This window comes from Streptomyces sp. NPDC086766 (genome assembly GCF_044746005.1).
Lineage (GTDB): Bacteria > Actinomycetota > Actinomycetes > Streptomycetales > Streptomycetaceae > Streptomyces.
In genome coordinates this window covers 162,897-184,773 of record NZ_JBIVBI010000001.1, presented here as the reverse complement: position 1 = coordinate 184,773, position 21,877 = coordinate 162,897, and the positions used below count along the sequence as shown (strand labels likewise).

Below are 21,877 nucleotides of genomic sequence, written 5' to 3'. Positions count from 1 at the left end.
GGTCAGCCGTCGAACCAGCAGCGGATGGTGGTGCCCGTCTCGCCGGTGTGGACGCGGACCAGGTCGGCGACGAGGTTGACCAGCAGCAGGCCGCGACCGCCGCGCTGGTCGCGGGAGGCGGGCCGGCGGCCGGCCAGCGGGTCGGTCAGGCGGCCGCGGTCCCGCACCTCGCACAGCACCCGTCCGCCCTCCGCCCACACCCGCAGCTCCCCCGAACCCCCGCCGTGCACCACGCTGTTGGTGGTCAGCTCGGCGACGACCAGGGCCAGGTCCGCCAGCCGGGTGCCCGCGAGACCGTGCCGCGCGCCCTCGGCGGTGGCGACGTGCCGGGCCAGCGGCAGCGTCGGTGCGGCGAAGCCGAGGACGGGCGCGTCCGGCGCGGGCGGCAGCGGCTCGTTGCGATGCGCGACGACCTGTTCGGGGGCGTAGGCGGCACTCTCCCGCCACTCGTCGGTGCCGGCCGGGATCACGACGGGGTGGGTGGCGTGGGCGTCGGCGAGGGCCCGCTCGTCGAGGCGCACGGCGTCGTACGGGCACAGGATGGTCGCCTCGCGGCCCCGGAAGGCCAGGTTGATCAGCGCCTCGTGCTGGGCGCAGGCCGGGTACTCGTCGGGCGTGCGCCCGGCCCAGACCGGCTCGCCGATGATGCGCACCCGGCGTCCGGGCCGATGGGCGTCGGCGAAGGCGTGCAGCACGCCGGGGAGGATCCGGCCGGGGTTGCGCCCGGCCTCCCGCATGTCCAGCAGCCGCACCTCGGCCGCGTCCGCGCCCAGCTCCGCCTCGATCAGCCGCAGCCGCTCGCCGGGCACGGCCACCGCCACCGGCTCGCCGGACTCCAGCCCGGCCCGCACGAAGGGCACCGTCCCGGCGAGGTACTCCCCCTCGCTGCGGTAGAACAGCGCGGGATGGACGAAGGCGCCGGCGCGGTCGGTGGCGGTCGGGGCGCCGGTCATGGCGCCGCCACCCCGGTCTCCGGCGGATCCGGGCAGAACGTCCGCGGGGTCCGGCGCGGCGGGGGCGGCGGACGGCGAGCGGGGTCCGGGATGTCCATGCGTCTCCCTAGCTGTTCCTGGACACCTGGAGGTGGGACCCAGTATGCGTGCGTCGGCGGGGACCCGCGGGGCCCGCGGGTCCGGTGTGGTGAGGATCGCCCGCCCTCGCGCGGCCTCATCCCCGACCTCGCGCGTCCTCATCCCCGCCCTCGCACGTCCTCTCCCGCCACCACACGTCCTCTCCCGCCACCACGCGACCTCTCCCGCCGTCGCGCCCACGCGCCGCGCGCGTCAGCGGCGCGACCGCCTCCTCGTGCCTGCCGTCGCGGGCCGGGGACGCGGTCCGCGGTGCGGAATGGCGTCCTCCTCATGGTGATTAGTCCCCCCGGAAAGGGGCAGGCGCACAGATGCGCCACCGCCCGGCGGCGGCGGGGGACGCGGCGTCACGAGGACGCGCGAGGAGGACGTTCGGGGAGACGACAAGGCGGGGACATGGCCTCAACGGCATCACCACCGCTCATGCGGCGGACGCACATCCTGGTCGACACTCTGGTCATCGACGTCCGCAGAGAGGCGGACGGCCGGGCCGTGCTCACCCCGCGCGGGGAGCTGGTCCACGGCTGCGCGGGCATGCTGAGCAGAGCCCTGGCCGGGGTGTCGCCGGGTTCGCCCCGGATCGACCTGGACCTGGCCCGAGTGACCTACATGGACACCGCGGGGCTGCAGTTCCTGGACACCCTCGACGCGTACGGCCGCCGGCACGCGATCCCGGTGACGGCCACCGGCTGGACCGGCCAGCCCCGCCGGATCCTCGAACTGGCGGGCCTGGACACCACCGACCCGCTGAACCCCGCGCAACGCCCGGCCCGGCCGCGGTCCACGCCCCCGGTCTCCTCGGTGGTGGCCGCGGAGCGGACGGAGCAGCTCCTGCTGTTGCGCCAGGAACTCGACCAGTTGCGCGAGGCGCTCACCACCCGCCCGGTGATCGACCAGGCGCGGGGCATCCTGATGGCCGCCCACGGCTGCACGTCCCGCCAGGCCTGGGACATCCTGCGGGAGGTCTCCCAGCGGTCCAACACCAAGCTGCGCGCGGTGGCCGCGATCATCACCGCCGGGACCCAGCCGGACGCTCCCCCGCCGCCGGAGGAGATCCGCACGGCGCTGCGCGGGGCGATCGAGTCCTGCCGGCCCTGAGACGCGGGCGGTTCACCCGTCCGCCGTACGCGGGGTAATCACATCGGGTGAATGGGGGACGCCCTGCGGAGCGGCGTCCCCCCGATTCTGCGTCGCCGCAGCTAGAAACGCTTCTGCACGCGTAGCGTGCGGTGGGGCGGGTGGGACTCGAACCCACGGCCGACGGATTATGAGTCCGCTGCTCTAACCGGCTGAGCTACCGCCCCGTAACGGCGCGTCGCGTACATGTGTGCGCGCCGTCTGCCGCAGCATAGCCGCTCATACGATCTCCTGCTTCGCCATGGTCGGCTTCCTGCGGCCCCTCACGACCTCGAGGACTTCACCGTGGGTCCGGCGGTTCCCGCGGGCATGAGGACGACATGAAAAAGGACCCCGAAGGGCCCTCGTTCGACATGCTCCCCCGACTGGACTCGAACCAGTAACCTGCCGGTTAACAGCCGGCTGCTCTGCCAATTGAGCTACGGAGGACCGAGCTCCCCCGACTGGACTCGAACCAGTAACCTGCCGGTTAACAGCCGGCTGCTCTGCCAATTGAGCTACGGAGGAATGCCTCGTTGCATCGAACGCACCCACCTGGGTATTCGCCAGAGGGCGCGCGCTCGCTGCGACACATACATTAGCGCAAGCAGGGGGGTGCTCCGCCAATCGGTATCCCCGGGCTTGGACCACGACGCAAGGGAAGGGTGGCCGCCATGCGTTACCGGCTCACGTTCATCGCCGGGCTCGCTCTGGGTTACGTCCTGGGCACGAAGGCCGGACGTGAGCGCTACGAGCAGCTGAAGAAGTCCGCCCGCCAGGTCGCGCAGAACCCGGCGGTGCGCAACACCGCGGAGTCGGCGGCACAGCAGGGCCGCCAGTTCGCGGGCAAGGCGTACCACGCGGTGAGCGAGAAGGTCGGCGAGCACATGCCCGAGTCGGTGACCCAGCGCGTGCACTCCCTGCGCGGGCGCCACACCAACGGCAACCGCCCCGACGACTGGGGCACCAGCGACACGTAGCGCCCACGACGCCTCGACCGACGGGCCGCTCCCGGCACACGGGGGCGGCCCGTCGAGACGTACGTCACAGGTGCACCCCGCGCCCCGGCGCTCCCGGCGGCACCGCCCCGGCACGGCCACCCCTCGCGGTGCGGCAGAATTTTCGCCATGGGGATAGTCGCCGGGTTGGACAGTTCGCCCGATTTCACTCGCATCGTGGTCTGCGACACGGACTCGGGGGCCGTGCTCAGGCAGGGCTATGCACCGCATCCGGTGGAGAACCCCGAGGGCGGACGGCCCGCCGACGTCGATCCGCAGGCGTGGCTGCTGTCGCTCGGCGAGGCGGCCGGCGGCGGCCTGCTGGAGGGCGTGCAGGCCATCGGCGTGTCCGCGCAGCAGAACGCGCTGATCCCGCTGGACGCGCAGGGCAACACCGTGCGGCCCGCGCTGGTCGGCGGCGACCGGCGGGCCCAGGTGGCGGCCGCCGACCTGATCGACGCGCTCGGCGGGCGCGAGGCGTGGGCGCAGGCGGTGGGGTCGGTGCCGCAGGCCGCGCAGCCGGTGACCAAGCTGCGCTGGCTCGCCAGGAACGAGCCGGACGCCGCCCGGCGCGTCGCCGGCCTGCTGCAGGCGCACGACTGGCTGGTGTGGCAGCTGCTCGGGCGGCCGGCCCGCCGGACCACGGACCGCGGTGGCGCGTCCGGGACCGGCTACTGGTCCGCGGCGACCGGCGCCTACCGGGCCGACCTGGTCGAGCTGGCGCTCGGTCAGCAGGTCTCGCTGCCCGAGGTGATCGGGCCCGCCGAGGCGGCCGGCACGACGCCGGAGGGCCTGCTGATCTCGGCCGGGACCGGGGAGACGATGGCCGCCGCCTTCGGGCTCGGGCTGGGACTCGGCGACGCGGTGGTGTCGCTCGGCGCCTCCGGGTCGGTGATGGCCGTGCATCCCGAGGCGCTCGTCGACCAGAGCGGAATGATCACCTCGCTCGCCGACGCCACCGGTATGCACCTGCCGGTCGTCACCACGCTCAACGCCGTACGGACCCTGCGCGGCACCGCCGAACTGCTCGGCCTGCCCGACCTGGAGAGCCTGTCCGACCTTGCGATGAAGTCCACGCCGGGGTCCCACGGGCTCGTCCTGCTCCCCTATCTGGAGGGCGAGCGCACGCCGAACCTGCCGCACACGGCCGGCACGCTGGCGGGCCTGAGACGGGAGTCGATGAAGCCGGAGCACCTGGCGCGGGCCGCCTTCGAGGGCATGTTGTGCGGGCTCGCGGACGCGCTCGACGTGCTGCGCGGCCGGGGCGTGGAGGTGCGCCGGATCTTCCTGCTCGGGCCGGCCGCCGAGCTGTCCGCCGTGCAGGCGGCGGCGCCCCCGCTGTTCGGGACGCAGGTCGTGGTGCCGCAGCCCGCGGACTACGCCGCGATCGGCGCCGCCCGGCAGGCCGCCTGGGCGCTCGGCGTCTCGCAGGGCGCCCTCGACCCGCGCACCCCGCCGGCCTGGCAGGGCGCGGTCGCCCAGGTGCTGGAGCCCGGCGAGGACCTGGCGGTGGGCCAGGCGGTGCGCCAGCAGTACGTGTCGGTGCGCGAGCAGACCCACCCGGGCGCGCTCCGGTCGTGAACCCGGGGGCGAAGGGCCGAGCCTCGGGCTGAGCGCCGGGGCCCGGACCGGGCGGGCGGTCACCCTTACGGGGACGTTTCCCTCCGCTACGGTCACCCGTTCAGGGGCAAAGCGGAAACCGGAGACCCGGGACCGATGGCTGACGGGCCGTCGGTCCTCGGCACGCTGTCGGGTTAATCGGTTGAGGTAACACGGGTGGAGTGTCCGACGATAGGGGCCAAGGGACATCGACCACTCCCCACCGCCGACTCCGAGAGACCCAGCGTGCTCATACGACTTCTGCGGACCTATCTCAGGCCGTACCGAAAACCCATCGCCGTGCTGGTGCTGCTGCAGTTCGTGCAGACCTGCGCCACCCTCTACCTGCCCACCCTGAACGCCCACATCATCGACGAGGGCGTCGTGAAGGGCGACACCGGTTACATCCTCACGTACGGCGCCCTGATGATCGGCATCTCGCTGGCGCAGGTCGTCTGCAACATCGGTGCCGTCTACTACGGCGCCCGGACCGCGGCGGCGGTCGGCCGGGACGTGCGCGCCGCCGTCTTCGACCGGGTGCAGTCCTTCTCCGCGCGCGAGGTCGGCCACTTCGGCGCGCCCTCCCTCATCACCCGGACCACCAACGACGTCCAGCAGGTGCAGATGCTGGCGCTGATGACGTTCACCCTGATGGTGTCGGCGCCCATCATGTGCGTGGGCGGCATCGTGATGGCGCTCGGCCTGGACGTGCCGCTGTCCGCCGTGCTGGTCGCGGTCGTTCCCGTGCTCGGCGTCTGCGTCACCCTGATCGTGCGCCGGCTGCGCCCGCTGTTCCGCTCCATGCAGAAGCGCCTGGACACGGTGAACCGGGTGCTGCGCGAGCAGATCACCGGCAACCGGGTGATCCGCGCCTTCGTCCGCGACGACTACGAGAAGGACCGCTTCCGCCGGGCCAACACCGACCTGACCGACATGTCGCTGGCCACGGGGCGGCTGCTCGCGCTGATGTTCCCGATCGTCATGACGGTGGTGAACCTGTCGTCCATCGCCGTGGTGTGGTTCGGCGCGCACCGCATCGACAGCGGCGGGATGCAGATCGGCGACCTGACCGCGTTCCTCGCCTATCTGATGCAGATCGTGATGTCCGTGATGATGGCGACCTTCATGTTCATGATGGTGCCGCGCGCGGAGGTGTGCGCCGAGCGCATCCAGGAGGTCCTCGGCACGGAGTCCAGCGTGGTGCCGCCGCTCGCCCCGGTCACCGAGCTGCGCCGGCACGGCCATCTGGAGATCCGCGCGGGCGGCTTCCGCTATCCGGGGGCCGAGGAGCCCGTGCTGAGGGCCGTCGACCTGGTGGCCCGGCCCGGTGAGACGACGGCCGTCATCGGCTCGACCGGCAGCGGCAAGTCCACGCTGCTGGGGCTGGTGCCCCGCCTGTTCGACGCCACCGAGGGCGAGGTGCTCGTCGACGGGGTGGACGTGCGGACCGTCGATCCCGAACTGCTGGCCCGGACCGTCGGGCTGGTGCCGCAGAAGCCGTACCTGTTCGCCGGCACCGTGGCGACCAACCTGCGCTACGGCAATCCGGACGCCACCGACGAGGAACTGTGGCACGCGCTGGAGGTGGCGCAGGCCAAGGACTTCGTGACCGCGCTGGAGGGCGGCCTCGACGCGCCGATCGCGCAGGGCGGCACCAACGTCTCCGGCGGCCAGCGCCAGCGCCTGGCCATCGCCCGCACCCTGGTGCAGCGCCCGGAGATCTACCTCTTCGACGACTCCTTCTCCGCCCTCGACTACGCCACCGACGCGGCGCTGCGGGCGGCCCTGGCCGAGGAGACGGCGGAGGCGACCGTCGTCATCGTCGCCCAGCGCGTGGCCACCATCCGGGACGCCGACCGGATCGTCGTCCTGGACGAGGGACGGGTCGTCGGCACCGGCCGCCACCACGAACTGATGGCGGACAACGAGACCTACCGGGAGATCGTCCTCTCCCAGCTGACGGAAGCGGAGGCTGCCTGATGGCCGGGCCGATGGGGCGCATGATGGCCGGGGGCGGCCCCGACAACCGCTCGATGGACTTCAGGAAGTCGGGCGCACGGCTCGTCGCCCGGTTCCGACCCGAACGGGTCACGATCTACGGGCTGGTCCTGTGCGTGGTCCTCAGCGTCACCCTGAGCGTGATCGGCCCGAAGATCCTCGGCCGGGCGACCGACCTCGTCTTCGCGGGGATCGTCGGACGGCGGATGCCGTCCGGGCCGACCAAGGAGCAGGTCCTCGACTCCATGCGGCAGCGGGGCCAGGGCGGCATCGCCGACATGCTGAAGGGCACGGACTTCACCCCCGGCAAGGGCATCGACTTCGGCGCGGTCGGGAACGTGCTGCTGCTCGCGCTCGGCACGTTCCTCCTCGCCGGCCTGCTGATGGCGGTGGCGACCCGGCTGGTGAACCGGTCGGTCAACCGGACCATGTTCCGGATGCGCGAGGACGTCCAGGCGAAGCTGTCGCGGCTGCCGCTGTCGTACTTCGACAAGCGACAGCGCGGCGAGGTGCTCAGCCGGGCCACCAACGACATCGACAACATCGGGCAGACGCTCCAGCAGTCGATGGGGCAGCTCATCAACTCGGTTCTGACCATCGTCGGCGTGCTCGTGATGATGTTCTACGTCTCCTGGCTGCTCGCGCTGGTCGCCCTGGTGACGGTGCCGCTGTCGTTCGTCGTCGCCACCCGTATCGGCAAGCGGTCGCAGCCGCAGTTCGTGCAGCAGTGGCGCTCCACCGGCACGCTGAACGCGCACATCGAGGAGATGTACACGGGACACACCCTGGTGAAGGTGTTCGGGCGGCAGGCGGAGTCGGCGCGGCAGTTCGCCGAGCAGAACGAGGCGCTGTACGAGGCCGGGTTCCGGGCGCAGTTCAACAGCGGGATCATGCAGCCGCTGATGATGTTCGTGTCGAACCTGAACTACGTGCTGGTCGCGGTGGTCGGCGGGCTGCGGGTCGCCTCGGGCGCCCTGTCCATCGGTGACGTGCAGGCCTTCATCCAGTACTCGCGGCAGTTCTCGATGCCGCTGACGCAGGTCGCCTCCATGGCGAACCTGGTGCAGTCGGGCGTCGCCTCGGCCGAGCGGATCTTCGAACTCCTGGACGCGGAGGAGCAGGAGGCGGATCCGGTGCCGGCCGCGCGGCCGGAGGAACTGCGCGGACGGGTCGCGCTGGAGCACGTCTCCTTCCGCTACGACCCCGACAAGCCGCTGATCGAGGACCTGTCCCTGAAGGCGGAGCCCGGCCACACCGTCGCGATCGTCGGCCCGACCGGCGCGGGCAAGACCACGCTGGTCAACCTGCTCATGCGGTTCTACGAGGTGTCCGGCGGGCGCATCACCCTCGACGGCGTCGACGTCGCGCGGATGTCCCGGGACGAACTGCGCTCCGCGATCGGCATGGTGCTCCAGGACACCTGGCTGTTCGGCGGCACGATCGCGGAGAACATCGCCTACGGCGCCTCCCGCGAGGTCACCCGCGGGGAGATGGAGGAGGCGGCGCGGGCCGCGCACGCGGACCGGTTCATCCGCACCCTGCCCGACGGCTACGACACCGTGATCGACGACGAGGGCTCCGGGGTGAGCGCGGGCGAGAAGCAGCTCATCACCATCGCGCGGGCGTTCCTGTCCGACCCGGTGATCCTGGTCCTCGACGAGGCGACCAGTTCCGTCGACACCCGTACCGAGGTGCTCATCCAGAAGGCGATGGCCAAACTCCAGCACGGCAGGACGTCGTTCGTCATCGCGCACCGGCTCTCCACGATCCGGGACGCGGACACGATCCTCGTCATGGAGGACGGGTCCATCGTCGAACAGGGCGCGCACGACGAACTGCTGGCCGCCGACGGGGCCTACGCACGGCTGTACAAGGCCCAGTTCGCGCAGGCGGTCGCCGAGGTCGACTAGCCGCGTGAGTCCGTACGCCGTCATGGGGCCGCTCGCCCGGGGTGAGCGGCCCCCCGGTCAGTCCAGGTAGCCGCGGAGCTGGTCGGCGAAGGCGTGGTCGCGCAGCTTGCTGAGGGTCTTGGACTCGATCTGGCGGATGCGCTCCCGCGTCACGCCGAAGATGCGCCCTATCTCCTCCAGGGTGCGCGGACGGCCGTCGACGAGGCCGTAGCGGAGCTGGACCACCTTCCGCTCCCGCTCGCCGAGGGTCGACAGGACGGCCTCGAGGTGCTCCCGGAGCAGCAGGAACGCGGCCGACTCCACGGGTGAGGCGGCGTCGCCGTCCTCGATGAGGTCGCCGAGGGCGACATCGTCCTCCTCGCCGACCGGCGCGTGCAGGGAGACCGGCTCCTGGGCCAGCCGCAGCACCTCCCTGACCCGCTCGGGCGGCAGGTCGAGCTGGCCGGCGACCTCCTCCGGGGTGGGCTCGTGGCCCCGCTCCTGGAGCATCCGGCGCTGGACGCGGACGACACGGTTGATGAGTTCGACGACGTGGACCGGGACGCGGATGGTGCGGGCCTGGTCGGCGAGGGCGCGGGACATCGCCTGGCGGATCCACCAGGTGGCGTAGGTGGAGAACTTGTAGCCGCGGGCGTAGTCGAACTTCTCCACCGCCCGGATCAGGCCGAGGTTGCCCTCCTGCACCAGGTCGAGCATGGTCAGCCCGCGGCCGATGTACCGCTTGGCGACGGAGACGACGAGCCGCAGGTTCGCCTCGATCAGGCGGCGCTTGGCCATTCGGCCCAGCACCACGAGCCGGTCCAGGTCGAGCGCGAGCCGGCTGTCCAGGTCCGGGGTGCTGCCCAGCTTCTCCTCGGCGAACAGCCCGGCTTCCACCCGGCGGGCCAGTTCGACCTCCTCGGCCGCGGTGAGCAGCGGAATCCGGCCGATCTCGCGCAGGTACTGGCGGAAGAGGTCCGAGGAGGGGCCGCCGGTCTCGGTGCGGGTCGGGGCCGGTGCGGCGGGCTCGGCCGGCTCGGCGGCACCGGCGCCCTCCAGGGCGTCGGCGGGGGGTTCCTCCAGCGCGCCGGCGGGCGGTTCCCCGGGGTCGGCGGGTCCGGCGGGATCCGCTGCCGGGCCGTCCGGCTCCGCATCCGGGTGGAGCGTGACCCGGTCCTGCGGGGGTACGGCGGCGACCGCGAGGCCGCCGGCGGCGTCGGTCTGGGCGAGGGTCTGGGTCTGCACGGGGGCGACCTCCAGGATGATCGCTGCCAGGGGGAGCGGCAGCGGTACTCGGGGGGCGGAGTCGGCGGCCACGCCGCTGTCCGTCCCGTACGCGATGAGTGGAACCGCGGGGGTGTCGGACCCGTGGGGGACGGATCGGCCGCGCTCCGAGGACTCAGGCACCGGACCCAGTGTGGGGTACGACACATCACTGCCACGAGGGGCGTGCGGTGACTTTTTGCGATCGGCCCGTGACCGCGCGGTTACGGTGACGGCCGACCCGGATTCCCCGACCCGTACTGATCCGGCGAGACCCCCGGGCGCCCGCCTCCCGGTACGAAAGCCGATGTGACGGTACGTCGAGTGGAGGCACGTCGTCGTGGAGTGCCCGCGGTACCGGGACGACGAGCAGAGGTTCGTCGACCGGCTGGCCCGTGCCGTCGCCCCGCCCTTCGGGGGCGGGTCACAGGGCGTCGGTGCCGTGCACCCTCAGCGCCTGGTCGTACTGCTGGAGCACCCACAACTCGTTCTGCACGGCGGCCAGTTCGGCCGGGTCGCCGCCGGCGCCCAGCCGGGTGAGCCGGGACTGGATGTCGCGGACGCGGCGCTCCACCGCGCGGCGGCGCACGGTGACCAGCTGGGCGCCCGCGTAGACCTCGTCCGCCCCCTTGGCTCCCCTGGGCATCATGATCGCCTCGACGGCCAGTTCCGTGACCATCGCGCGGACGCTGTCGTCGGGGGCCAGCTCCCGGACCCGCACGAGGTACTCCTGGGGGTCCTGGACGCCGTACTCCGCGCCGCCCGCGTCCAGGACGGCCTGGCGTACGGCGGCGTAGGGCGGGGCGGTGAACTCGTCGACGCCGTACGCGTCGAAGGCCGGGGAGACCAGCTCGGGGCGCTGGAGGGCGAGCTTCAGCAGCTCGCGCTCGGTGGCGTGCACGGGGTTGCGCAGGTGCAGGGCGGGACCGCGGGCCGGGGACGCGGCGGCGGCGTACCGCTGCGGGGAGCGCTGCTGCTGCCGGTCCGGCGCCTGGCCCCGGCCGCCCTCACGGGCCCAACGGGCGAGCTGGGCCACCCGCTTGACCACGAACTGGGTGTCGAGGATGCCGAGCATCCCGGCGAGCTGCACCGCGACCTCGTGCTGGGCGCCGCTGTTCTTGATCCGCGCCACGATCGGCGCCGCCTCGTCCAGCGCGGCCGCGCGGCCCGCGGGAGTGTCGAGGTCGTAGCGCGCCACGATCTGACGCAGCGCGAACTCGAACAGCGGGGTGCGCGGCTCGGCCAGGTCGGCGACCGCCTCGTCGCCCTTGGCCAGGCGCAGTTCGCAGGGGTCCATGCCGTCCGGGGCGATCGCGATGTAGGTCTCGGCGGCGAACTTCTGGTCGTCCTCGAAGGCGCGCAGGGCGGCCTTCTGGCCGGCCGCGTCCCCGTCGAAGGTGAAGATCACGCGGGCCGAGCCGTTGTCCATCAGCAGCCGGCGCAGGATCTTGATGTGGTCGCCGCCGAAGGCCGTGCCGCAGGTCGCGATCGCGGTGGGCACCCCGGCGAGGTGGCAGGCCATGACGTCGGTGTAGCCCTCGACGACGACGGCGCGGCTGGACTTGGCGATCTCCTTCTTGGCCAGGTCGATGCCGTAGAGGACCTGGGACTTGCGGTAGATCGCGGTCTCGGGGGTGTTGAGGTACTTCGGGCCGCTGTCGGCCTCGTAGAGCTTGCGGGCGCCGAAGCCCACCACCTCGCCGCCGATGTCGCGGATCGGCCACATCAGGCGGCCGCGGAAGCGGTCGATCGGGCCGCGGCGGCCCTCCTGGGACAGGCCGGAGAGCAGGAGCTCCTTGTCGGTGAAGCCCTTGCCGCGCAGGAAGCGGGTGAGGTGGTCCCAGCCCTGCGGGCTGTAGCCGACGCCGAAGTGCTGGGCGGCGGCCTGGTCGAACCCGCGCTCGGCGAGGAAGACCCGGCCGGTCTCGGCCTCGGCGCCGGTGGCGAGCTGCTCGGCGTACCACTCGGCGGCCAGTTTGTGCGCCTCGACCAGGCGGATGCGCTCGCCGCGCTGGTGGGAGGGGTTGTACCCGCCCTCCTCGTACCGCAGGGTGATGCCGGCCTGGCCGGCCAGGCGCTCGACCGCCTCCGAGAAGGAGAGGTGGTCGATCTTCATCACGAACGTGATGGTGTCGCCGCCCTCCTGGCAGCCGAAGCAGTGGAAGAGCCCCTTGCTCGGGCTGACCTGGAAGGACGGGGACTTCTCGTCGTGGAACGGGCACAGGCCTTTCAGGTTGCCGCCGCCCGCGTTCCGCAGCTGGAGGTACTCGGACACCACGGCGTCGATCGGGACCGCGTCCCGTACCGCCTTCACGTCCTCGTCGTTGATCCGTCCTGCCACGCGTGAATTCTACGGGGCGGGACGGACACTCCCCGCGCTACGGGACCAGGCTGTCCAGCGGGACGTGCGGGTCGGCGAGCGCCTCGGTGTCCACGGGCGCCTTGGCACGGATCAGCCGCTGCACGGTCTCTGTGACGTCCCACACATTCACGTTCATCCCGGCGAGGACCCGGCCCTCCTTCACCCAGAACGCGATGAACTCGCGCTTCCCGGCGTCGCCGCGGATCACCACCTCGTCGTACGACCCCGGGGGCGCCCAGCCGGAGTACTCCATGCCCAGGTCGTACTGGTCGGAGAAGAAGTAGGGCACGCGGTCGTAGGTGACGTCCTCGCCGAGCATCGCGCGGGCCGCGGCCGGTCCGCCGTTGAGCGCGTTGGCCCAGTGCTCGACGCGCATCCGGGTGTCGAAGAGGGCGTGCGGGAAGGCGGCGACGTCCCCGGCGGCGTGGATGTCCGGGTCGGAGGTGCGCAGCCGCTCGTCGACGACGATGCCGCCGCCGTGCTCGCGGCCGGCGATCTCCAGGCCCGCGGCCTCGGCGAGCGAGACGCGGGGCGCGGCGCCGATCGCGGCGAGCACGTCGTGGCAGGGGTGCTCCTCGCCGTCGTCGGTGCGGACGGCCAGCACCATGCCGTCCTGCCCGACGATCTCGGTGAGCCGGGCGCCGAAGTGGAAGCGGACGCCGCGCTCGCGGTGCAGCTCGGCGAAGAGCTGTCCGAGCTCGGGGCCGAGCACGGCGTGCAGGGGCGTGGCGGACGGCTCGACGACGGTGACCTCGGCGCCGTACTCGCGGGCGGCCGCGGCGACCTCCAGACCGATCCAGCCGGCGCCCGCGATGACCAGGTGGCCGTTGTCCCGTCCGAGGTGGGCGAGGACGCCCTTGAGGCGCTCGGCGTGCGCGAGGCGGCGCAGGTGGTGGACGCCCGCGAGGCCGGTGCCGGGGATGTCCAGGCGGCGCGGCTCGGCGCCGGTGGCCAGCAGCAGCTTGTCGTAGCGCACATGGGTGCCGTCGTCGCCGTAGTGGACGGTCTTCGCGGCGCGGTCGATCGCCACGACCGTCTGGCCGAGGTGCAGCTCGACGTCGTTGCGCGCGTACCAGGCGGGCTCGTGGACGAAGACGCTGTCGCGCTCGTCCTTGCCGAGCAGGTAACCCTTGGACAGCGGCGGGCGTTCGTAGGGGTGGTCGCGCTCGTCGCAGATGAGGATGACGCGGCCGCTGAAGCCCTCCGCGCGGAGGGTCTCGGCCGCCTTCGCGCCGGCGAGACCGCCTCCGACGATGACGAATGTCTGATCCGCGTCGACCACTTGATGCCTCCTCGTAACGGTGCCGCCATCTGCGAGCGTCCCGCACGGAGCGTGATGCGGGAAGAGGGAGTGACCCGATCAGGCCACGGAGGGTCACCTTCGGGCCCCCTGGATCACCTGGGTCCCGTGCGTACCTGCGGGGCCCTCGCCAGTGTCATATGTGCCCCGTCAGACGGGCGTGAAGCGAACGGGCCGAGGCGTCGGTGAGGGAGGCGATCTGGTCGACGACGACGCGCTTGCGGGCGCGGTCGTCGCCCGCCTCGTCGAACAGGGCGCGGAACTGCGGGTCGAGGCCGTCGGGGGCGCGGGCGGTGAGGGCCTCGGCCAGCTCGGCGACCACGATCCGCTGGTCGGCGCGGAGCCGCTCCTGCTCGGCGCGCTGCATCACGTACCGGTCGGCGACCGCCTTGAGGACGGCGCACTCCATGCGCGCCGCGCGCGGGACGACGAGCTCGGCGCCGTACCGCGTGAGGCGGCCGCTGCCGTGCTCCTCCCGGGTGGCGCCCTCGGCGGCCAGGCAGAAGCGGCCGATGAGCTGGCTGGTGGCGTCCTTCAGGCGGGCCTGGGCGACCGCCGAGCCGTCGTAGCCGTGCGGCCACCACTCCTGGTCCAGGAGGCGGTCCAGGGCCTCCGCGAGTTCCTCCGGGTCGGTGTCCGCGGGCACGTACCGCCCGACGGCGACCTCGAAGACCGCCTGCCGCTCGGGCTCGGCGTGCAGGCAGTTGGGGTCGATGTGGCCGGCGTGCAGGCCGTCCTCCACGTCGTGCACCGAGTACGCCACGTCGTCCGACCAGTCCATGACCTGGGCCTCGAAGCACGTGCGGGTGCCGGGGGCGTCCTTGCGGACCCAGTCGAAGACGGGCCGGTCGTCCTCGTAGACGCCGAACTTGCCGGACGCCGGGTCGGTGGGGTGGGCGCCGCGCGGCCAGGGGTACTTGGTGGCGGCGTCGAGGGTGGCCCGGGTGAGATTGAGGCCGACGCTGACGAGGCTGTCGGTCTCCGGGTCGCGGACGAACCGCTTGGGTTCGATACGGGTGAGCAGCCGCAGCGACTGCGCGTTGCCCTCGAAGCCGCCGCAGTCGCGCGCGAACTCGTTGAGCGCCTGTTCGCCGTTGTGCCCGAAGGGCGGGTGGCCCAGGTCGTGGGAGAGGCAGGCCGCCTCCACCAGGTCGGGGTCGCAGCCGAGGGCGGCGCCCAGCTCGCGGCCGACCTGGGCGCACTCCAGCGAATGGGTGAGCCGGGTGCGGGGGCTGGCGTCCCAGACCTGACTGCGCGCCCCCGGGGTGACGACCTGCGTCTTGCCGGCCAGGCGCCGCAGGGCGGCGGAGTGCAGCACGCGCGCGCGGTCGCGCTGGAAGGCGGTGCGGCCGGGCCGCTTGTCGGGCTCGGGGGCCCAGCGCTCGACGGCCGACGCCGCGTAGCCGACCGGTGGTACGTGGTTCTCGTAGGTCTGCGTTTCCGTCTCGTACGTCCGCGGTGCCCCGGGAGCGATGCCTTCCATGCCTCGACAGTAAGCGCAGGCAGTGACATCGGGGACGTCGGCGTCCGTTTCCCGTGGCGCTTTCAGGCCGAGGCGAGCGCGGGTCCGGCCGCGGTCTCCGGCGTGGCGAGGACCTGGTCGTAGCGGTGCAGGACCAGGCGGGCCATCGCCGGGTGGTCGCCGAGGGGGGCGGCGGCGATCCCGGGCGCGGCCTGCGCGCACTGGGTGGCGAAGCGGCCGGGGGCGGTGAAGCAGGAGGCGACGGCGACGCGGTGGCGGCCCCGGGCGGCCAGGGCGCGCAGGGCGTCCGGGACGGTGGGCGTGGCGGCGGAGGCGTAGGCGGGGACGACGGGCACGCCGAGGCGCTCGGCCAGCAGCCGTGCGGTGGTGCCGGTGTCGGCCGCGGACTCGGGGTCGCGGGAGCCGGCCGCGGCGAGGACCACCCCGCTCGCGCGCCGGGCGGCGCTGCCCGTGCCCGGGCGCCAGCCGGCCTCCACCAGCCGGTCGTGCAGGGTCTCCACGAGCAGCGGGTGCGGACCGAGCGGGGCGGCCACGCGCGTGTGCACCGGGGCGGCCGCCGCCGTCTCGGGGATGTCCCGCTTGACGTGGTGGCCGCGGCTGAGCAGCAGTGGCACCAGGACGGCGGGGGCGCCCGCCAGGTCCGCGAGGGTGTCAGGGAGCAGCGGCTCGTTCAGTTCGATGTGGCCGAGGCGCACGGGCAGCCCGGGGCGCAGGTCGCGGACCCGGTCCATGAGGGCCCGGACGGTGGTCAGCGCGCGCGGGTCGCGGCTGCCGTGCGCCACGAGGACGAGGGCGGGCGGGCCGGGGTGGCGCCTGCCGTCGAGCGCGACCAGGCTGAGCCGGCCGGCCAGGTGACTGCTGATGCTGTTCATGATCTGCGCCGTGCTGTCGAGGTGGACGCGACCGGGCGGGGGGCCGCCGGGGCGCTGGAAGGACTCGTCGCGAGGAGGGTTCGACGCCGTCATGCAGGGATTCTCCCGGCCGCGGATTGCGCCGCCGTTGCGTGGCCGTGACAGGTGTTTTCCAGGGGATCACCGGACGGCGCGAGGAGGTGTGAGGGAGCGCGGGGGCGCGTACGAGGCGTACGGGCGTCGGTGTCCGCCGTGCGCGGGCCGTCGCGAAGGGTGTGCGCGGGAGGCGAACCGTGGGCCGCGCGCCGCGTCCTCCATGACCGGGGCAGGCCCGGGCGGGCCGCCCGGGGAGGGGACGTCCGATGCGCCGACCGAAGCCGCCACGAGCGCGCCTGCCACGTCTGCCGCGCCTGCCGCGCACGCGGGACGGGCGGCGGCGCCTGGTGCAGGCCCTGGTGGCCGGGTGCGTGCTGGCACTGCTTCCGGCGACCTGGATGTACACGGTGACCGGCGACCGCCTGCGCACCACGGCGGACGTGCCGCGTACCGAGGTCGCCGTCGTGTTCGGGGCCGGCCTGTGGGACGGCGAGCCGTCGCCGTACCTGGCGCACCGCCTGGACGCGGCGGCCGGGCTGTACCGCGCGGGCCGGATCAGGGCCGTCCTGGTCACCGGCGACAACAGCCGCGACGACTACGACGAGCCGGACGCCATGCGGGCGTACCTCACCCGGCACGGCGTCCCCGGCACCCGGATCGTGACCGACTACGCCGGCTTCGACACCTGGGACTCCTGCGTGCGGGCGAGGAAGATCTTCGGGGTGCGCCGGGCGGTGCTGATCAGCCAGGCGTTCCACATCCGCCGGGCCGTCGCCCTGTGCGACGCGGCGGGCGTCGCCTCCTGGGGCGTCGGCGTGCAGGACAAGCACGACGTGACCTGGTACTACGGGGGCACCCGCGAGGTCTTCGCGGCGGGCAAGGCGGCCCTGGACGTGCTGTTCCGGCCCGATCCGAGGTTCCTCGGGCCGAAGGAGCCGGGGGTGGCCCGCGCCCTGGCCGACGGCCGCTGACCTCCACCTCACGGCGGGCGGGGGCGGACGGGGAGGTCACCGTCCCGGCCGTGTAACAGCGGGCCGCCCGGGCCCGTAACACGCCCGACGCACGCTGGGCGGCATGCAGACCTCCGCGACGCCCACGCACTGCCCGTACTGCGCCCTGCAGTGCGGGATGAATCTCACGCCCGTCCCCGGCGGCGGCGTCGAGGTGACCGAGCGCGCGGACTTCCCGGTGAACCGGGGCGCGTTGTGCGGCAAGGGCCGTACGGCGTCGGCGGTGCTCTCCTCCCGGGTGCGGCTGACCTCCCCGCTGGTGCGCTCCGGCGACGGCACGCTCACGCCCGCGACCTGGGAGGAGGCCCTGGACCGGATCGCCGAGGGGCTCTCCCGGGCGCGGACCGCGCACGGGCCGGACGCCTGCGGGGTGTTCGGCGGGGGCGGTCTGACCAACGAGAAGGCGTACGCGCTCGGCAAGTTCGCCCGGGTGGTGCTCGGCACCTCGCAGATCGACTACAACGGCCGCTTCTGCATGTCGTCGGCGGCGGCCGCCGGGACGAAGGCGTTCGGGCTGGACCGCGGGCTGCCGTTCCCGCTGGAGGACATCCCCCGGACGGGCTGTGTGATCCTGGTCGGCTCCAACCCGGCGGAGACGATGCCGCCGTCGCTGCGGTACTTCGACGAGCTGCGCGAGAACGGCGGCACACTCGTCGTCGTCGATCCGCGCCGCACCCGGACCGCCGAGCGGGCCGACCTCCATCTGGCCCCCCGTCCGGGCACCGACCTCGCGCTGGCGCTGGGCCTGCTGCACCTGGTCGTCGCCGAGGGCCGCGCCGACGAGGCGTACATCCGCGAGCGCACCACCGGCTGGGAGGAGGCGCGGGCGGCGGCGATGGCGCACTGGCCGGAGCACGTGGAGCGGATCACCGGGGTGCCGGTCCCGCAACTGCGCGATGCGGTACGGCTGTTCTGCGAGCCGGAGGCCGCGATGGTGCTCACCGCGCGCGGCCCCGAGCAGCAGTCCAAGGGCACCGACACCGTGGGCGCGTGGATCAACCTGTGCCTGGCGACCGGGCGCGCGGGCCGCCCGCTGTCCGGGTACGGCTGCCTGACCGGGCAGGGCAACGGGCAGGGCGGACGCGAACACGGCCAGAAGGCCGACCAGTTGCCCGGCTACCGCAAGCTGACCGACCCGGCTGCGCGGCGGCACGTGGCCGAGGTGTGGGGCGTGGACCCGGACACGCTGCCGGGTCCGGGGCGCAGCGCGTACGAACTGCTGGACGCGCTCGGCACGGACATCCGCACGCTGCTGCTGATGGGGTCCAACCCGGTGGTCTCGGCCCCCCGCGCCGCCCACGTGGAGGAGCGGCTGCGGTCGCTGGACTTCCTGGCGGTGTGCGACGTGGTGCTGTCCGAGACGGCGGCCCTCGCGGACGTCGTCCTGCCGGTCACGCAGTGGGCCGAGGAGACGGGCACGACGACCAGTCTGGAGGGGCGGGTGCTGCTGCGGCGGCGCGCGCTCACCCCGCCGGACGGGGTCCGCGGCGACCTGGAGGTGCTGCACGAACTCGCGGCGCGCCTCGGGGTGGAGAAGGGCTTCCCGACCGACCCCGAGGAGGTCTTCGAGGAGCTGCGCCGGGCCAGCGCGGGCGGCCCGGCGGACTACTCGGGGATCACCTACCGCAGGCTGGCGGACGAGAACGGCGTGTTCTGGCCCTGCCCCGCGCCGGCCGAGGACGCGGAGGGCGCGGAGGACGCAAACGGCGGCGGGGGCGACGGGGTCGCCACGCCGGCCGCCACCGCCACCGCCACCGCCACCGCCACCGCCACCGCCACGGCCGCCTCCACCGCGCCCACCGCCTCCGCGGCGGACGGCGAGGACGCCTGCCTGGACGTCGCCCCGGACGACCCGGCGCGCGACGACGTCTCCGGCACTCCCCCGCCGCTCGGAGCCCCGTCAGGCGCCCACCGCTGCGACGCCTCGACCGGCCGTCCCGGTCCCGGCGCCCGCCGGCCCGGCGCCCCGTCCCGCGCCCCCGGGCCGGAGGCCCACCCCGGCACCCCCCGGCTGTTCCTCGACCGGTTCGCCACCGAGGACGGTCGGGCCCGGTTCGCGGCGGTGTCGCACCGGCCGGCCGCGGAGGAACCGGACGACGAGTACCCGGTGCTGCTGACGACCGGGCGGGTGGTGGCCCAGTACCAGTCCGGCGCCCAGACCCGGCGGGTCGACGAGCTGAACGCCGCCGCGCCCGGCCCGTTCGTCGAGCTGCACCCGCGGCTGGCGGCGCGGCTCGGGGCGGCCGAGGGCGACCCGGTCGCGGTCGTCTCACGGCGGGGGCGGGCGGTGGCCCCCGCGCGGATCACCAGCGGCATCCGGCCGGACACGGTGTTCATGCCCTTCCACTGGGCGGGTGAGGGACGCGCCAACACCCTGACCAACCCGGCGCTCGACCCGGCCTCGCGGATGCCGGAGTTCAAGGTGTGCGCGGTACGGCTGGAGGCCGTGAAGCCCTGAGGACCGGACGGGCGCTGAGCCTCCGTCAGCGCCGGATCCGCCAGTCGCCGCCCTCGATCCGATTCCCGCCCGCCCGCAGCCGTGCCGCGACGGGCGGCGCGGCGACGTACACCCAGGCCTGCACCACCAGGCCGTCGCGCGCGCGGACGACCCCCCGCTCCACCCGTTCGTACAGGTTCCGCGCGTCGCCGGGCGCGTACTCCTCCAGCCGGTCCAGGACGGCCAGCAACTCCCGGTACTCCCCGGGCCGTGCGGTGACGAGCTCACCGTGCACCACGCCGCCCGACTCGTCGACGGCGTACGGATAACCGGGCCCGTCGTAGAGAACGGATCCGGTCAGTCTGCCGGGCTCCTCGGAGGCGGTGCGGCCGCGCAGAAACCGGTCGTGGTTGGTCTCACCTGGGCGAAGAGTGCCGTAGACGAAGAACGGGAGAGTCACAGAAACGATTCTGTCCCCTCACACATCCCCCCGCCTGCGCTATGGACATGACATGTCATGGCCCCTTAAATCTCAGTCATCACCAGCGCCACCCCCACGCGCCCGAGGGCGCCCGCGCTCAAGGAGAACGATGAGTCGGACACGGCACTCCCGAGGCTCCCGTCTCGCCACGGCCGGCATAGCCGCCACCGCAGCCACCCTGCTGGCCGCCGCACTCTCCCCCGCCGCGCACGCGGTCGACAGACCGACCCGGTCCACCGCCATCCAGAACGCCGCCTCCGCGCTCGCGGACCACGCCGCCGCCCTGGGCCTGACCGCGGCCCAGGACACCACCGTACGGGACGTGGTCGTCGACAAGGACGGCACCCAGCACGTCCGCTACGACCGGACGTACCAGCAGCTCCCGGTCCTCGGCGGTGACTTCGTGGTCCACCTGGCCCCCGACGGCGCCTACCGCAGCGCCAACCGGGCCACCAGGAGCGCCATCTCCCTCCAGAGCGTCACCCCGAAGGTGAGCGCGCCCAAGGCCGCCGACCTCGCGGTGAACGCGCTGCGCGCCGCCAACCTCGGCGAGACCCTGCGCCGGGTCACGGCCAAGCCCCACCTCGTCGTCGACGCCCTGCACGGCACCCCGCGCCTGGCCTGGCGCACCGACGCGGTCGCGCAGGACTCCAGCGGAAACCCGGTCGCCCGTACGGTGCTGACCGACGCGCGCACCGGCGCGCAGATCGACAGCTGGGACAGCATCGAGACGGCCACCGGCGACGGCAAGGGGCTCTACAGCGGCACGGTGCCGCTGGAGACCACCCTGTCGGGATCGACGTACCAGCTGAAGGACCCGACGCGCGGCAACACCTACACCGGTGACGCCGCGAACAAGACCGACCTCTGCTTCCTCGGCATCTGCTTCCAGCGCGCCCCCGCGACGCTGTTCACGGACGCCGACAACCACTGGGGCACGGGCACGACGTCGGACCGGGCGTCGGCGGCCGTCGACGCGCAGTACGGCACCGACGCGACCTGGGACTACTACAAGAACGTCCACGGCCGCAACGGCATCGCGGGCGACGGCAAGGGCTCGTACAACCGCGTCCACTACGGCAGCAACTACAACAACGCCTTCTGGGACGACAGCTGCTTCTGCATGACGTACGGCGACGGCGACGGCAGCACGTTCGGGCCGCTGGTGGCCCTGGACGTGGCCGGGCACGAGATGTCGCACGGCGTGACGTCGAAGACCGCGGCGCTCACCTACTCGGGCGAGTCGGGCGGCCTGAACGAGGCCACCTCGGACATCTTCGGCACCCTGGTGGAGTGGTACGCCAACAACTCCTCCGACCCCGGTGACTACCTCATCGGCGAGGAGATCGTCCGCTCGGGCTTCGGCAAGGCGGCCCTGCGGTTCATGGACAAGCCGTCCAAGGACGGCAACTCGGCCGACTGCTGGAGCAGTTCGGTGGGCAACCTCGACGTCCACTACTCCTCCGGCGTCGCCAACCACTTCGCCTACCTGCTCGCCGAGGGCAGCGGCGCGAAGACGATCAACGGCGTCAGCTACGACTCCCCGACCTGCAACGGGTCCTCGGTCACCGGCATCGGCAGGGACAAGCTGGGCAAGATCTGGTACCGCGCCCTGACCGTCTACATGACGTCGTCCACGAACTACGCGGGCGCGCGCACCGCGACGCTCAACGCGGCGAAGGACCTGTACGGCGCCGGCAGCACGGAGTACAACGCGGTGGCGGCGGCCTGGAGCGCGGTCAAGGTCGGCTGACCCGGCACGACGCACCACCCCCTGCGCATGACGTACCGCCCTGAGCGGACGACGCGCCACCCCGCGTGAAGGAGGCCGGCCCCGGTGGGGGCCGGCCTCTCGCGCGTGTACGGCACCGGAGTGAGCGCCACGGAGGCGGCCCGGCGCACCACG

Annotated in this window: 15 protein-coding genes and 3 tRNA genes; 8 read left to right on the top strand and 10 right to left on the bottom strand. The window is 73.3% G+C overall.

Annotation, left to right across the window (positions count from 1 at the left end; all coding sequences use genetic code 11):
• Positions 1-2: 2 nt before the first annotated feature.
• Positions 3-953, bottom strand: a complete 951-nt coding sequence (locus tag ACIPM1_RS00805; protein WP_402427074.1) for an anti-sigma factor RsbA family regulatory protein — start codon at positions 951-953, stop codon at positions 3-5.
• Between the two features lie 558 nt (positions 954-1,511).
• Between ACIPM1_RS00805 and ACIPM1_RS00800 the strand changes: the two genes are divergently transcribed.
• Positions 1,512-2,186, top strand: coding sequence for an ANTAR domain-containing protein (locus ACIPM1_RS00800; RefSeq protein WP_402427072.1), 675 nt, complete (start codon positions 1,512-1,514; stop codon positions 2,184-2,186).
• A gap of 132 nt (positions 2,187-2,318) precedes the next feature.
• On the opposite strand, the gene ACIPM1_RS00795 is transcribed toward ACIPM1_RS00800, so the two are convergent.
• From ACIPM1_RS00795 to ACIPM1_RS00785, 3 genes are all read right to left on the bottom strand, one after another.
• Positions 2,319-2,392: transfer RNA gene (locus ACIPM1_RS00795), tRNA-Ile, on the bottom strand.
• Positions 2,393-2,581: 189 nt separating this feature from the next.
• Positions 2,582-2,654, bottom strand: a tRNA-Asn gene (locus ACIPM1_RS00790).
• A gap of 5 nt (positions 2,655-2,659) precedes the next feature.
• Positions 2,660-2,732, bottom strand: a tRNA-Asn gene (locus ACIPM1_RS00785).
• Positions 2,733-2,878: 146 nt separating this feature from the next.
• Here ACIPM1_RS00785 and ACIPM1_RS00780 point away from each other — a divergent pair.
• From ACIPM1_RS00780 to ACIPM1_RS00765, 4 genes are all read left to right on the top strand, one after another.
• Positions 2,879-3,184 (top strand): YtxH domain-containing protein, encoded by a 306-nt coding sequence (locus tag ACIPM1_RS00780; RefSeq protein ID WP_402427069.1) that lies wholly within the window; start codon positions 2,879-2,881, stop codon positions 3,182-3,184.
• 147 nt (positions 3,185-3,331) lie between these two features.
• Positions 3,332-4,783 (top strand): FGGY family carbohydrate kinase, encoded by a 1,452-nt coding sequence (locus ACIPM1_RS00775; protein ID WP_356185395.1) that lies wholly within the window; start codon positions 3,332-3,334, stop codon positions 4,781-4,783.
• Between the two features lie 264 nt (positions 4,784-5,047).
• Positions 5,048-6,781, top strand: a complete 1,734-nt coding sequence (locus tag ACIPM1_RS00770) for an ABC transporter ATP-binding protein (protein ID WP_402427066.1) — start codon at positions 5,048-5,050, stop codon at positions 6,779-6,781.
• On the top strand, positions 6,781-8,709 hold the full coding sequence (locus tag ACIPM1_RS00765) for an ABC transporter ATP-binding protein (protein WP_402427063.1): 1,929 nt from the start codon (positions 6,781-6,783) through the stop codon (positions 8,707-8,709). The genes ACIPM1_RS00770 and ACIPM1_RS00765 overlap by 1 nt, the downstream gene beginning before the upstream one ends.
• 57 nt (positions 8,710-8,766) lie before the next feature.
• Here the strand turns inward: ACIPM1_RS00765 and ACIPM1_RS00760 are convergent, their stop codons facing one another.
• The 5 genes from ACIPM1_RS00760 to ACIPM1_RS00740 form a co-directional block, all read right to left on the bottom strand.
• Positions 8,767-10,095: an RNA polymerase sigma factor gene (locus ACIPM1_RS00760; protein WP_402427060.1), complete on the bottom strand. Its 1,329-nt coding sequence runs from the start codon at positions 10,093-10,095 to the stop codon at positions 8,767-8,769.
• 280 nt (positions 10,096-10,375) lie between these two features.
• The gene (gene dnaG, locus ACIPM1_RS00755; RefSeq protein ID WP_402427057.1) at positions 10,376-12,292 is read right to left on the bottom strand and encodes a DNA primase; all 1,917 of its coding nucleotides are present in this window, start codon (positions 12,290-12,292) and stop codon (positions 10,376-10,378) included.
• Positions 12,293-12,329: 37 nt separating this feature from the next.
• A complete protein-coding gene (locus ACIPM1_RS00750; RefSeq protein ID WP_402427054.1) occupies positions 12,330-13,595 on the bottom strand; it encodes an NAD(P)/FAD-dependent oxidoreductase in 1,266 nt (421 codons plus the stop codon).
• A 154-nt stretch (positions 13,596-13,749) separates the two neighbouring features.
• Positions 13,750-15,096 (bottom strand): deoxyguanosinetriphosphate triphosphohydrolase, encoded by a 1,347-nt coding sequence (locus ACIPM1_RS00745; RefSeq protein ID WP_402427051.1) that lies wholly within the window; start codon positions 15,094-15,096, stop codon positions 13,750-13,752.
• 62 nt (positions 15,097-15,158) lie between these two features.
• Positions 15,159-16,061 carry a sirohydrochlorin chelatase gene (locus tag ACIPM1_RS00740; protein WP_402427048.1) on the bottom strand — a complete coding sequence of 301 codons (903 nt, stop codon included), beginning with the start codon at positions 16,059-16,061 and terminating at the stop codon, positions 15,159-15,161.
• A gap of 248 nt (positions 16,062-16,309) precedes the next feature.
• Here ACIPM1_RS00740 and ACIPM1_RS00735 point away from each other — a divergent pair, with 248 nt between their 5' ends.
• Positions 16,310-17,014 (top strand): vancomycin high temperature exclusion protein, encoded by a 705-nt coding sequence (locus tag ACIPM1_RS00735; RefSeq protein WP_402427045.1) that lies wholly within the window; start codon positions 16,310-16,312, stop codon positions 17,012-17,014.
• Between the two features lie 103 nt (positions 17,015-17,117).
• Complete coding sequence (locus tag ACIPM1_RS00730) at positions 17,118-19,511, top strand: molybdopterin oxidoreductase family protein (RefSeq protein WP_402427042.1); 2,394 nt, start codon at positions 17,118-17,120, stop codon at positions 19,509-19,511.
• A 25-nt stretch (positions 19,512-19,536) separates the two neighbouring features.
• On the opposite strand, the gene ACIPM1_RS00725 is transcribed toward ACIPM1_RS00730, so the two are convergent.
• A complete protein-coding gene (locus tag ACIPM1_RS00725) occupies positions 19,537-19,950 on the bottom strand; it encodes a gamma-glutamylcyclotransferase family protein (RefSeq protein ID WP_402427039.1) in 414 nt (137 codons plus the stop codon).
• Positions 19,951-20,080: 130 nt separating this feature from the next.
• Here ACIPM1_RS00725 and ACIPM1_RS00720 point away from each other — a divergent pair, with 130 nt between their 5' ends.
• The gene (locus ACIPM1_RS00720) at positions 20,081-21,724 is read left to right on the top strand and encodes a M4 family metallopeptidase (protein ID WP_402427036.1); all 1,644 of its coding nucleotides are present in this window, start codon (positions 20,081-20,083) and stop codon (positions 21,722-21,724) included.
• Positions 21,725-21,877 lie beyond the last annotated feature (153 nt).